The following is a 14,706-nucleotide window of genomic DNA, read 5'->3' on the forward strand; positions in this document are numbered from 1 at the left end:
GCACGCAAACCCTCTCCGGTGCGCGTCGACGCTTGGCCGAGACCGCCAGCCCCGAACTGATCGTCCCCCGGAACGAGTTTCAAGCACCTTATGAGCTATCGAGGGTGCCTAACGGTGCCCGCGCGCTGCGGCAACTGGACGGGCAACTTGCCCAAGCCGAAGCGGCCAAACAAGCCTACGTCGCGCCGTTGCAGCAGATGGCGGGTAAGTACCGCGACTTCACCAACCGCACCCAGACTGAAACCCTAATGCGCAATGCGGGCGCCCCGGTCGCTGCGGCCCCGTCGATGGCCCATGGACTGCCGGTGACCGCCGCCGCGTCTGCGACGGCAAGAACGCCGACCGAGCCGGGTCGCCGCTCCGCGAACGCGGCATCGGGTTTGCCGAATGCACCGAGCCTGCGCCCAGGCGATGTCAACACGTTTACCGGCGCCAATGGCGCAACGCGCGCAGTGCCGAGCCTGTTGCAGAACGCGGGACAGCCGACCGGAGCCATTCGTACGCTGCCGACATCGATGGTCGCCCCGGCGTCGACGGCGCCACGCGTGGCGGACACGACCCAGCGCGCATTGGAAGGCGCTCGGGTCGCGGCGCTGCAATCGCGCGCCGACGCCGGCTCCCTGGTGACCGACGGGCTCGGTTCTGAAGCGGAGTTGATGCGGCGCTTCGAGATTTCCCAGGGCAGCTATCAGAACAAGGGCCGGCCCGGTTCGCGCGCAGCGGCGGCGCAGGCGTTGTTCGGCCAGTTGGGTGCGATGAATCAAGCCAGCGCCTCGGGCCAGCAGGCGGCGAATGGATTGATCCAAGCCGGCGCAAACGCCGAAAACGCGGCCAACGAAGCCTTTTCCCAGCGACGCCAAGAGGCGCGGCGCTTGGAGATGGACAGCGCTGCGGTACAGCAGCAACAGCTCGGCGAGGGGCAGCGCGTGCTGCGCACGCTCAACACGGCCGACGGCCGAACCGGCGCGTTGCGCCAGGACGGCAGCTTTACCCCGATCACCGACGCCAGCGGCCGACCGGTGCAGGAGGCCGTCAAGGCCGATCTGAGCGGACGCATCACGCCCAAAGACCAGCTCGACTACCTGGGCCAACAGCAACAGGCCGTGATGGACAGCTTGTCGCTCAATGAGGAACAGCGCGCCGAGCAACTGTCGGCCTTGGATGCACGCGCGCAGGCGTTGTTCGCGCCGACGGCACAAGCCAGGCCGACTTTGAGCCAGTTCCTTATCGAAGGCCGCCGGAAGAATCCCGGTGCTACCGACGCGCAATTGAAGGCGTTCTACCAACAAGAATTTGGTAATCCATGACGGACCTGATTAACCCCTACGACATTCCGGATACGACCGGATTGATCAACCCCTTTGCCCCCGTCCCGGTTGCTCCACCAACGAAGAAGCCGGCACCGACCGGCTTCTTGAGCGCCGCGGCGCGTGGCTTTAAGCGCAGCCTCCCGGAGACCCAAAGCCTGCTGTACGGCGCCGGGGCGGCTTTGGCCGGTGCGGTCGGTGCCGACGAATGGCGCGACAGCGCGTTGGCGAACTACCAGCGCATCGAGCGCGAGCAAGTTCGGCCGTTGCAGAACCAGGCGTCGTTCCAAGGCGTGTTGGCCGGCGACGACAGCGCGGGCGAATGGGCCGGCGATGTGCTGGGCAACTTCGGTGGACAGGCGTTGCAGAGCTTGGCGACGGCGGGAGCCGGCGCCGCGATCGGCAGCGCGGCGCCCGGCGCGGGCACGGCCGCAGGCGCGGTCGGCGGCCTGGTCGCGCGCGGTGCGGCGAAGAAACTGATCACCGAGTCGGTCGAGTCGCTGGTCGCGGACCAGATGCGCAAGGGCGTGTCGCGGGAACTGGCCGAGGCGGCCGGCAAGACCGCGCTGCAACGGCGGCTGCAACAGGTCGGCGGCGCGACCGTGGCCGGCTTGGGCCTGAACACTGCGCAAGAAACCGGCATCGCCTATACCGGCCGCGCCGAGGACGCGGCGACGACCGGCGAGTCGCTCGATGCCGGCGACGCGTGGCGCGCGCTCGGGGCGGGCGCGGTCGCGGGCGCAGTGGATAGTGCAGCCGAAGGGATCGGTGTTGGCCGCTTGCTGAAGGGCGCGTCGACCAGCCCGCGCGTCGCACGCCGATTGCTGGCGGGTGCGACACAGGGTGCGATCACGGAAGGTGCGACTGAAGGCGTTCAAGCCGCTGTGGAACGATGGGGTGCGCAGCGAGCCCTAACCGGCACGGAAGCAGTCGACGACTACATCGAGAACATTGCGGCCGGCGCATTGGGCGGCGGTGTGTTCGGTGCGGCGGGTGGTGTCCGTCGCGCGCTGCCCGAATCCCAGCCGCCGAACGCGCCGGCCCCGTTGGCGTTGCCGCCACCGGAGACGATGGTGGTTTCGCCCGATGGCGTAGTGGTCCCCAATAGTCCGGTTCCACCACGCGTGTATGCCGAAGCGGAGATGCTGTTTCCGCAGGGGCGTGGGATGTCGACCTCGCTCAAGAAACCGCCGCCCCCGCCCGGCACGTTTCTGGCGTTGCCGCCTCCGGACACGATGGTGGTCGATAGCGAGGGCACGGTTGTACCCAACAGCCCGGTAGCGCCGCGTGTCTATGCCGAGCCCGAGATGCGGTTTCCGCAGGGGCGTGGGATGTCGACCTCGCTCACCGGGAAGCCTCGGTCCGCGCCGCCGTCGCCGAGCGGATCGAACGCATCAGCCGGCGTGCTGCCTGATCCGAATAGCGGTCCTCTGTCGCGCGCGGTCCATGTGGCCGCACAGAACGGTGCGCTGCAAAAGGCGTCCGAGCCCACTCAGTTCGATAGCAGCACGCTTCTGCCGACGCGTGGCTTTGAGTCGCGCAGCGCGATGGACGCGTCGCGGGAGGCCGGCTCGCCGTCCCGGAACCTGTCCTTGCCGAACCGAGGAGAGGAGTCGCGCGCGGGGCTGCCCGATATTGCCCCGCGCCCGCCCGTGAATCCAGACCCGGAAGCGGTCAGCCGGGTCCGCGACTACCTCACCGCTCAAGCCGAACGCGGCCCGTTGCCGAAGACCGAGCAATTGGTGTCGGTCTTCGGCTTGACGAAGCGCTCGATGAGCCAGTTGCGTAATGAGGTACTCGTCGACCGACGCAAACGCATACAGGCCGAAGATTCCGCCTTGCGGGCAGCGCGTCCGATTGCTGCGCCTCCGCCGCCCGTGAGTGATGCCCTCGAACCGGCGGCGGTATTGACGCCGGCACCCAAGACCGTGCCGTCACGTTCGCCGGTCGTGCCTACGGCAATGGACGCAGCGACACCATCGAAGCCGATGACGTCGGTGCCCGACACGATCACATCGGAATTGCCATCGCCGACCGACGACCGGCCGACGTCGGCTGCGACTTCCACGGCTCGGCCCGCCGCATCGCCTGCATCGAACACCGCTGGCGAACTAGCTTCCAATGCGCCTGAGACGGTTGCCGACACGCGAGTCGCCGTAGCGGACGCGGATGCAACCACGTCGGGCGTGGCCGAGTCGGCACCTACCGCACCCGCGAGCTTTCGCGCGGCCGTAGACGCGGACACGCCTGCCCAGACCCAACCCGCATCTGCACCGGCCGCGCAACCCCACGCAGCGGTCGCACGTGCGCCGGCAGACATCGTCGCGGCCGACTCCAGTCCCTCCGTGCCAGCTAGCAATCATCAACGCGGCATATTCCTTCGCGTGCGCGACGTTTACGGGCAAACCCACCGCATACGCACGACGGACCTGGAAGGTACGGGCAAGCTGCTGCCCCGATTTGCGGCCAACGGCCAGCGCAAGGCCGGCGGCGGTATCGCGCGCGCGAACCTCGATCCGGACGGCAGCCGCGCGCGGGAAGCCTGGAAGGGTGTGCGCGAGATCACTCGGCGCGGTGCGCAGTCGGCGGCCGACGAAGGATTCCGATCCCGGCGTGCCGCCTTGGTGGCGATCGAACAACACGGCCAATCGCCCGAGGACTTCGACTTGGTGTCGCGCGGCGGCGGACTCGTAGCGGTGCGTAAGCGACGAATGGCAGAGCCAGTTGCAGCCGCAACTAACGCACCCGAGTCGGACCGCAACGTCGACACCGATACGTCGCCGCCGTTGCAAGCGGCGTCTGCGCCATCCCCCCTGCCATCCGTCCCGGAGGCAGCCTATGATTCGCCGTCCAACGACAAGGAGCAGCGCAGTGGGGAACTACTTGACTCAAGTCATCAAAGCCATCGGTCGGGAGAACTTCGAGGCGCTGAACACCAGCGACCTGCCGATCCTGGACGTGTGGAATCTGCTGGAGATTTGGTACGTAGGCAGCCCGAAGCAGTTCCGGCAATTGATCGAAAACGGCGAACTCGTGCCGCTGCTGAAGAAAACGTACCGTCACGCTCTGGACGAAGCGTGCGACACGCGGCAGATGAACCTGCATCTGACGCCGAGCGAGTGCCTGCAAATGGCCGGGCTGCCCCTGACGCTGTAACCGCGCCGTCCGACTTCACCCTCACCGACGAACTCGAATTCCGGGGTGTCGGTGAGGTCACGAAGTTCAACCACAACCTCAGCGCTATCCGGGTACTCAAGGCCGTTGAGGCACGCGGCACCCCGGCGACGCGGGACGAACAGTCCACGCTGGCACGCTACGTCGGCTGGGGGGGATTGCCGCAGGCCTTCCGCCACCCGACCACGGGCGCGACCAAGAAGGGCTGGGAAGAACGCGCGACCGACCTGCAAGCGGCGTTGTCTGCCGAGGAGTTGGCCGCCGCAGGCCGGTCCACGCAGGACGCACACTACACCGCACGCAATGTAGTCGACGTGATGTGGGCGGCGGTGCAGCGCCTGGGGTTCACCCACGGCCGCGTGCTGGAACCGAGCCTGGGCACCGGCAATTTCTTTGGCCGGATGCCGGCGTCTCTGCGCGCGGCGACCCAGCGTACGGGCGTGGAACTGGACGCGATCACCGGGCGCATTGCGCGGCTGTTGTATCCCACGGCCAACGTGCAGGTGCGCGGGTTCCATGAGCTGCGCACGGTGCCCGACAGCTTCGACCTGGTCATCGGCAATCCGCCGTTCGGGGCGCAGTCGGTGCACGACCCGCAGTACCCGGACCTGTCGCGCTTCAGCATCCACAATTACTTCTTCGCCAAATCCGTCGCGGCCCTGCGCCCTGGCGGCCTGTTGGCGATGGTGGTGTCGAACTCGTTCCTCGACGCGAACACGCGCACGACCCGCCAGTGGATCGCCGAACGCGCGCGGTTCCTCGGCGCGATCCGCCTGCCGCAAACCGCGTTCGCCCAGAACGCCGGCACCACGGTCACCACCGACATCGTCTTCCTGCAACGGCTGTCGGACGGAGAGGCCTCCAATCCGGAGGCGTGGGTGCAGGTCGGCGAGGCACGGGACGAGGCGGCAGGCGAGTCGTTCGCCCTGAACCGCACCTTCCTCGATCACCCGGAGCGAATGCTGGGCCGCATGGTGTGGAGCACCCACACCACCTACGGCGCGCAGGGCGCGGTGTTGCAGGCGACCCCCGGTGTCGATCTGACCCAGGCCTTGAACGAGGCGGTATCCACCCTGCCTCAAGCGGTGTACCGCCCGCCCGGTGCCTCCATCGAGCAGATGGAACAGGCCGCCCGCAAGACCGAGCAAGCGTCCGAGCGCGTCGGCAACCCCGCGTCGGGCGTCAAGGTCTACGGCTATTACGTCGATGGCCAGGGCACGCTTCGCCAACGCCAACCGGACCACAACGGCGAAGTCACCCACGTCGAGACGAGCTTCAAGGCCGGCGACACCGAGCGCGTGCGCGGGATGGTCGTGATTCGCAACGCGATGCGGAGGTTGTTGGCGGCCGAACTGCGCGAGGCGAGTACCGATGCGGAGCTGGCCGACCTGCGCACGGACTTGAATCGGGTCTACGACACGTACACGAAGGCCTCGGGTTTGCTGAGCCGCGACGTCAACAAGCGCGCGTTCCGTCCCGATCCGGACTCGCCGCTGCTGTTGAGTTTGGAACGAGACTATGACCGCGGCGTCTCGCGCGAGGCGGCCAAGAAGCGCGGCATTGAGGCGCGACCGGAATCGGCCCGCAAGGCCGACCTGTTCACCAAGCGCGTGCAGTACCCGATTCGCCCCGTTACTCAGGCGAGCGATGCCAAGAGCGCGATGTTGGCCTCGCTCAACGAGCACGGCCGCATCGACATGGACTTCATGCGCGCGCTGTACCACAGCCCCACGGCCGAGGACATGCTGCGTGAACTGGGCGACCTGGCGTATGGCCTGCCGGATGGCACCGTCGAACCTGCGGACGGATACCTGTCGGGCAACGTCAAAGCCAAGCTCGTCGCTGCGCGCGCGGCAGCAGAGCAAGACCCTGCGTATCGCCGCAACGTCGAAGCGCTGGAAGCGGTGCAGCCGGTGGATGTGGACCCGGCCGATATTTTCGTGCAGCTCGGCACGCCGTGGATACCGGCGAGCGACTACGCCGCATTCGCCATGGAGACCTTCGAGGGCCGATTGACGGGCCAGCATGTGCCCGCGCTCGGGCAGTGGGCGGTCAAGGTCAAGAGCCAGAACGAGGTGCTCAACCTGGATCGGTGGGGGACGCCGCGCATGGGCGCGGACGAGTTGATGGCCGACTTGATGATGAACAAGTCGATCAGCGTCTACGACCCCAGCGGCGTGCGCGACAAGCCACCGATCCTCAACAAGGAGGCGACCGCCGCCGCACAGGGCAAGGCCGCCGAACTGGCCCAGGCCTTCGGCGATTGGATCTGGAAAGACCCCGACCGGCGCGAGCGCCTGGCGCGGTTCTACAACGACACCTTCAACACGAATGTCGAGCGCCGGTTCGATGGCGCCCACATGAGCTTTCCGGGCATGGCGCGCGGCATTCTCGCCGACGGTCAACTGCGGCCCCACCAATCCGGGTTCGCCTACCGGATGATTCAGGACGGTATCGCGCTGGCCGAGCACGTCGTCGGCGCCGGCAAGACGTACGCCTCCATCGCGGGCGTGATGGAGATGCGCCGGCTCGGCCTGTGGCGCAAGCCCATGATCGTGGTGCCGAACCATCTCGTCGATCAGTGGTCGGTCGACTTCCTGCGGCTCTACCCCGGCGCGAACGTCCTGGCCGCCAGTCGCCAGGACTTCGAGCGCGGTAAACGGCGCGAACTGTTTGGGCGCATCGCGACCGGCGAGTGGGATGCGGTGATCGTGGCCCATTCCTCGTTCGGCTTCATTCCGCTACCGGCCGACGCCGAGGCCGCCATCCTCACGACCGAGGTGGGCGAAATCACCGAAGCGCTGGACGCGATGCGGGACAGCGAAGGCAAGAAGTCACTGTCGTTCAAGCAGCTGCAGAAACGTAAGGATCGCATCGCCGAACGACTGGAACGTATTGCGGAACGCGGCCGGGACGACCTGCTGGATTTCGCTGAGATGGGCGTTGATGCCCTGGTCGTCGATGAAGCGCATGAGTTCAAGAACCTGTACTTCGTCACCACGCAGCGCAACGTCGCTGGCCTGGGAAATCCGGAGGGGTCTAAGAAGGCCTTCGACCTGTTCGTGAAGATGCGATACCTCGAGGGCGTGCAGCAAGGCAAGAACCGGGTGTTCCTGACCGGCACGCCCGTGTCCAACACGTTGTCGGAGGTGTTCCACTTCCAGCGCTACCTGCAATATGGTGCCTTGCGCCAATTGAACCTGACCCAGTTCGACGCCTGGTCGGGCACGTTCGGGGCGATGGTCGCCGATTGGGAGATGGATGCGGCCGGTCGCTTCAAGGAGAAGAAGCGCTTCAGCAAGTTCGCCAACTTGCCCGAGCTGCGCACGATGTGGCGGCAATTTGCCGACACCGTGACCCGAGCGGACCTGATTCGCGATGCCCAGGCGCAGGGGCAGCGGTTTCCGTTGCCCAAGATCAAGACCGGCGGTCCGCAAAACATCGTCGTCGAGCGCTCGCCGCTACAGGCGGCCTACATCGGTATTCCCAAACCGCAGCTCGACGCAAACGGACAGCCCTTGCTCGATCCGGAGACCGGAGCACCGAAGGAGCAATACCCGCGCGATTCGATCATCGGGCGCATGGAGAACATGCCCAAAGACCCGAGCATCGACAACCATCTGAAGGCGACGGGCGATGCGCGCAAGGCCGGGTTGGACTATCGCCTGATCGATCCGTCCGCGCCGGACTTTGCCGGTTCCAAGATCAATACTGCCGTCAGCCACATCGTGCGGATCTGGAAAGCGAACAAGGCCCGTCGCGGCACCCAGCTCGTCTTCTGCGATCTATCGGTCCCGGCCTCCGCGCGTGGACGGGCGACCGAGGCGGCGCAGTCGAAGGGACCGGTGTGGTTCGTGCGAAACGAGTCCGGTCAGTTGGCGCATGTGGAAGGCGCCAAGGTGGCGCTATCGGCCTGGCCGGATCGACTGTTCTTCCTGCATAAGAAGCGCGGCGCGCAGGTCATCATCGATGCCGCCTCCGGCGCCGAGGTCGCTCGTGATGTCAAACGCCAGGATGCGATCGATCTGGCCAACGCACGATTGGCGAAGGAGCGCGAGCACTGGCAGTCCACCTTCGAGTCCCAAGCGATTCCCCCGGAGGACATCGACGCCTACGTCGCGCGCTGGGAGGCCGATCAAGCCGAAGCCGAAGGCGCCAAGGCTGAGGATGGCGAAGGTGAGTCCGACACCGCGCAGCCGGTCATTAGCCTGGACGAGCTACTCGCCGATCAAAGCCGCTTCAGCGTCTACGACGACGTCAAGGCGAAGCTGATCGCACATGGCATTCCCGCTGACCAGATCGCGTTCATTCACGACTACGCCACCGATCAACGCAAGGCCGACCTGTACGCCAAGGTCAATCGCGGTGACATCCGCGTCCTGATGGGCTCCACGGCGAAGATGGGCGCCGGCATGAACGTCCAGCGCAAGCTGGTCGGGTTGCACGATCTGGATGCGCCGTGGCGGCCGTCCGATCTGGCACAGCGCCAGGGGCGTATCGACCGGCAGGGCAACGAGTTCTACGAGGCCGATCCGGACGGGTTCGAGATCGAGATTCTGCGCTACGCGACCAAGCAAACCTACGACGCGAGGCAATGGGAGATTCTGGAGAGCAAGGCGGGTGGCATTGAGTCGTTCCGTGCCGGCGACGCCAGCGTTCGCGAGATCGAGGACGTATCCAGCGAGGCGGCCAATGCGGCCGAGATGAAGGGATCGGCATCCGGCAATCCCTTGATTCTGGAGTCGGTGCGCCTGCGTAGCCAAGTCCGAAATCTGGAAGCGCAGGAGCGCTCGCACAAGCGGTCGATTCACCAATTGGAAACCATCGTCCGTGTGTTCAATAAGGGCGACGACCGACGCTACGCAGACCGGGACCGTACCCGGCGGGCTGTCGAGCAGCTCGACCGCGACGGCCCCTTTGCGTTGACCTTGGGGCAACGTACCTTCGACGAACGAAAGGCGGTCAAAGTCGAACCTGTGTTGGCAGCCTTCAAGCGAGCCACTGCGGCCGATGGCCCTGTCCATGTCGGGACGTTCCGTAACGCGACCATCGACATCGAATACCGCGGCGACGAATTCCGAGTCAGCCTGCAAGTCGACGGCTTCGGCGTTGGCACGACCGATCTCGGTCGGGAAGGCATTACCCCGAGCGGTTTCGTCACCCGTTTGGAGAATATGGTCAAGGGGTCCGAGCGGCTGGTGGCCGAGGCCGAGGCACGGGTCCAGAAGTTCGAGCGCGAAGCCAAACAGGCCAGCGAGGAAATGACGCGTGCGTTTCCGCAGCAAGCCGAACTGGACGCGAAGCGGGACCGGTTCCAGAAGGTCGTGGCGGCGTTGCGGGCTGGCAAGCAGGCCGTTGACGGCGACCCGGCGCCGATCGGGGCATTTAGCCGTCCGCGCCGGCCCGTCGCGCGCGGCATGGAAGCCACTGCCGTCCGTCGCGCTATCGCCCCGATCATCGCGCGCTGGTCGGTCAACGCACCCCGTGTGGTCGTGGTCGAGACGGGCGAGGACTTGCCGGCGTCTGCAAAGTCCGAAGAGGACTACAACGAGAGCGAAGGGTTCCATGACGGTCGAGGCACGGTCTACTTGGTCGCGGCGAATCTAGAAGACGCCGACCGTGCCAAAGCCGTGCTCGCACATGAAGCAGTTGGGCACTACGGTATCGAGTCGATCACCGGGCCGGCACTCTGGGAGCAATTGGAATCGACGGTGGATCGAATGCGGTCCAGTGGTCGCTACGCCGACCTGTTTGCAGACGTTGATCGCCGCTATAAGGGCGCCAATCGGGTCATCGCCACGCGTGAGGCGATTGCGATCATGGCCGAACGGGGCATCCAGAACAGCGTCATCGACCGGGTGATCGCGGCCGTGCTTCGCTTCCTTCGTACGCTGGGATTCAGCTTTCGCTTCAGCCGGGCCGAACTGCGTCAACTGATCGTCAAGGCGGCCCGGTACGTGCGCGACGGCGCCCGCCCGCGCGCAGTGCCGCTGAGCGAGGCTGCGGCCTATTCCCGGCCGGCGCCGCGTTTCTACTCGGCTTTTACCGAGGCGATCCGCCAGGCCAAGGGTGCCCCGAAGGCCGGCTCGTCGGAACAGTGGAAGCAATGGCTCGACGGCGCGCAGCGCCGGGGCGAGTTTCGTCAAGGCGAACGTGATTGGTCGGGGGTGGATGATTGGCTGAAGGGGCAAGGTCGAATCACTCGCCAGGAGCTTGAGGGCTTTGTCGAGTCCAACGAATTGATGATCTACGAGACCCTCCTCTTCGACTTGTCCAAGCCGCTCGCGCCAGAGGAATGGATGACGGCCAAGGTGCCGGTTGTATTGCAGGAGGATGCCAGCAAGCTGGCCGAGCACGGATTCGAGGTCGTCGAACTGCGCGACGACCCGCATCGATTGAAGCGACTGCAACATAGGGACAGGCTGGGTGTACTCGTCTCGGCCGATAGTCTCTACGAACCCTTCGGCGAGGAACTCTACCAAGCGGCAATGAAGATTGAGCAAGCCAACGGCGATCGGAGCCTCAAGGAGCTGTACAAGGAGTACTCAGTGATCGGTGGCGAACGCTATCGAGAGCTATTGTTGAGCATCCCACGCGGTCGCCGTCACCTGACGCACGGACAGCGTGAGCGTAGAGAAACGCTGGCAGCGCGCCCGTCCAGCACGCTTACTCGCGCAGAGAGAGCAGAGCTTGGCGATGTCTCCCAAGGCGAATATTTCACTCACCACTTTCCGCAGGACTCCAACATCCTCGCGCACGTCCGATTCAGCGAACGGACCGACAAAGACGGGCGCAGTGTCCTTTTCATCGAAGAAATTCAATCGGACTGGCACCAGCAAGGCCGAAAGGAAGGCTACCGGCCCCGTGGACCGGATACGGCCGAGGAAGCTGAATATCGGGCACTGTCGTATCGGGCAGAAGGCAACGAGGAGCTAACCGAGGAAGAGGAACAGCGATTCTCGGCGCTGTACGAAATCTACGGAGAGGATGAGTCCAGTGGCGTCCCCGATGCTCCGATGAAAAACGCGGCCGATTGGTCTTTGCTGGCGTTCAAGCGGATGGTCCGATGGGCCGTCGATCACGGGTTGGATCGAATCGCATGGACTTCAGGCGAACAACAAGCACTTCGTTTCGGCGGCAACGATCAGAAGCGCGAACGTCGGAAACGGGGCTTGCAGATGTTCTACGACCAAATTGTGCCTACGGCGGTCAACCAATGGGCGAAGCGCTTCGGCGCGCGCAGCGAGCGGGGCGAACTCGGTTTTGAGGGCGAGGCCGACGGTGGGTCGCACGTTCTGGACATTACCCCGGCGATGCGAGAGGCCGCGCGCGCGGGGTTGCCGATGTTCAGCCGACCCGATCCGGATCGTTCGGCGGCCCGGCTGAAGGCGTCGCCGGAGGGACGAGCGCCCGTAAAGAGCTGGCTGGCCAAACGCGGCATCGCCAAGCTCACCGACTTGAAACCGGCGTTGCTCGGCGCGGTGCCGATGAATGCGCTGGCCGATTTTGCGCCCAAGCAGATGCCGGGCATCGGGCACTATCTGGATCTGCGCTACCAACTCGACGCCTATCGCCACCAACGCTATGTCGAAACGGATGCCATCGCACAGGCCTGGTTGTCGTTTGCGACGGTCGGCGGTGCGCGCGCGCTGCTGAGCCGAGAACCCACGGCACGGGCGCGTGCATTGGCGGACCTGATGCACGACAGCACGGTCGCGGGGGTCGATCCCACGCTGCCCGAGGCGACCTACCAGAAAGACTCGGAGAAGGTCCGTTTGCACCGGGCACTTCGGCAGCGGTACGAGGCCTTGCCTGCCGAGGGTCAGAAGCTCTACGTCTCGGCGCGCAATGCGTACACGGAGCAAATGAAGCTGATCGAGAAGGCGCTGGTCGACAACCTGAAGCGCGCCATCCAGATCAACCGGAATCGGGCGGACCGATCGTACGTCGAACGGCTGGAAGAGATCGACGAAGACCCCGAGTTGGACGACGCCGGAAAAGAGGAGGAACGGACGCGCGCCGCATACGCTCACGCAGCGGGGCTTCGCAAAGCCAACCGGCAAGCGAATGTGCAGGTCATTCGATTGCAGCGGAAGTTCCAGGCGCAGCGCGTGGAGGCCCCGTACTTTCCGCTGAAGCGCTTTGGCCGCTACTTTGCGGTGGTCAAGCGTGACGGTCGAATGGTGGGATTCTCCAAGTTCGAGGGCAAAGCCGAACTGGACGCCTTTGCCGAGAAGATGCGGGGCGAAGGACAGGAGGTCCGAACCGGGGTGGATACCGAGAAGAACACGCTGCGGCAGCCCATTGACCCGCGCTTCGTGAGCGACGTGCAGCAGATTCTGGAGAACGCCGATGCACCGGACTTCCTGCGCGATGAGATCTACCAGCTCTACCTAGAGCGCTTACCTGATCTGAGCCTGCGCAAGAGCTTCATCCATCGCAAGAAGGTGCCCGGCTACAACGCAGACGCCCTCCGAGCGTTCGGCAGTGCCATGTTCCATGGCAGCTATCAGCTCGCCCGCCTCAAGTACGCCTTGGAGATGGGCGAAGCCCTGGATGTCGCCGAACAGCAGGCCAAACAACACGCGCCGATCGATGGGGTGCTGCTGGTCAATGAACTGCGTAAGCGGCATGAGTTCATCCTGAACCCGCAGGGCGGCGTCGCGGCACAAGTCGCCACTAGTGCGGCCTTCGTCTATCACCTGGGCGCGAATCCGGCGCACCTGTTCCTCAACGCCACGCAGACCTTGATGCTCGGGGTGCCGATCCTGGGCTCGCGCTATGGATTCGGCCGTGCCAGCCGGGCCTTGGCCCAGGCGACGCGGGATTTTGCCCAAGGGCGCGGGCACATCGAGCGCGCCGCGTTGACCCCGGCCGAGCAGAAGGCCGCCCAGGCCTTCATCGACATGGGCGTTTGGGAGAAGACCCAGGCGCACGACCTGGCCGGCGTCGGCGACAAGGGAGTGGAGTATTCGGCGGTGCGACAACGCGTGATGGCGAAGCTGGGTTGGATTTTCCATCAGTCCGAGCGGTTCAACCGCGAAGTGACCTCGTTGACGGCCTATCGGCTGGCGCGGGAGGCCGGTGATCCGCACGACGCCGCGGTGCAGCGGGCGGCCAAGCTGACCTACGAGGTGCACTTCGACTACTCGGCGGCCAACCGCCCGCGCTGGTTGCAAGGTGACGTGGCGAAGGTGTTGTTCGTGTTTCGTAACTACAACGTCAACCTGATCTATCGGCTGTTCCGCGACGTACACGAATCCTTCCGCGCGGAGACGCCGGCTGCCCGTTCTGAAGCCCGGCGGCAGCTCGGCGCGATGATGGGGTTGTACGCGCTCATGGCCGGCGTCACCGGAGTGCCGCTGTACGGGCTCGCGGTCATGCTGGCGGGGGTGTTCGATGACGAGGACGACCCGTTCACCGCGGAACAGCAGTTCGTGCAGGGAGCGCAGGAGCTGCTTGGGGAAGAGGCCGCCCGCTTGCTGCTGCGCGGTGTGCCGGGAACCGTGTTGGGCGTTGATGTTTCCGAGCGCATCGGCCTGCCGAATCTGTGGTTCCGCAGTCCGGATCGGGAACTGGAAGGGCGCGATGCGTATTTGTTCTGGATGGAGCAGGTGCTTGGTGCCGCATTGGCGATCCCGAAGAACGTATTCACTGGGCTCCAACAGATGCACGAAGGCCACATCGAGCGCGGCACCGAAACCATGCTGCCGGCGTTCCTGCGCTCACCGCTCCGCGCGCTGCGCTACGCAGGCGAAGGGGCGACCACGCTCGATGGCGAGGCCATTACTGACGTCGGCCCGGCAGGGGTCTTGGCGCAGGCACTGGGACTGTCCCCGCTGGCCGTCGCCGAGCAGTACGCGAAGAACAGCGAGCTGAAAGGGGCCGATGCCCGGATGACCCGGCGCCGGCAGCGCCTCATCAATCATTACTTCCTCGCGATCCGACAACTAGACGGAGATGGGGCGAGAGAGGTGCTGGAGGAGGTTCGGGAATTCAACCGAGCAAATCCGGCCTATTCAATTACCCGCGAAACTTTGCAACGCTCACAGCAGGCCCGTCGTCGCCATTCTGCTTTGAGCGTGAGTGGCATCACCGTAACGCGCCGCATGCGCGCCCTAGTAGGCTATCAACCGAAGGGGGTAGAGTCCGACGGCTGAGAATAGGGGGCGAACGGTGTTGCAAACGTAGCCAATGACGCGAACAAAGCCTGGCGATAGCTAGG

Annotated in this window: 2 protein-coding genes; both read left to right on the forward strand. The window is 65.2% G+C overall.

The annotated features are described in order from the left end of the window. Positions 1–32: 32 nt before the first annotated feature. On the forward strand, positions 33–1,307 hold the full coding sequence (locus tag ACTOWK_RS07280) for a hypothetical protein (RefSeq protein WP_441329513.1): 1,275 nt from the start codon (positions 33–35) through the stop codon (positions 1,305–1,307). Next, positions 1,304–14,641, forward strand: a complete 13,338-nt coding sequence (locus ACTOWK_RS07285; protein ID WP_441329514.1) for a PLxRFG domain-containing protein — start codon at positions 1,304–1,306, stop codon at positions 14,639–14,641. The genes ACTOWK_RS07280 and ACTOWK_RS07285 overlap by 4 nt, the downstream gene beginning before the upstream one ends. Positions 14,642–14,706 lie beyond the last annotated feature (65 nt).

This window comes from Lysobacter sp. CA196 (assembly GCF_052078695.1).
Taxonomy (GTDB): domain Bacteria; phylum Pseudomonadota; class Gammaproteobacteria; order Xanthomonadales; family Xanthomonadaceae; genus Lysobacter.

Bases quoted from the DNA above. Each gene is read 5' to 3' on its own strand.
- ACTOWK_RS07285 (WP_441329514.1), top strand. From the start codon at position 1,304: ATGACGGACCTGATTAACCCCTACGACATTCCGGATACGACCGGATTG.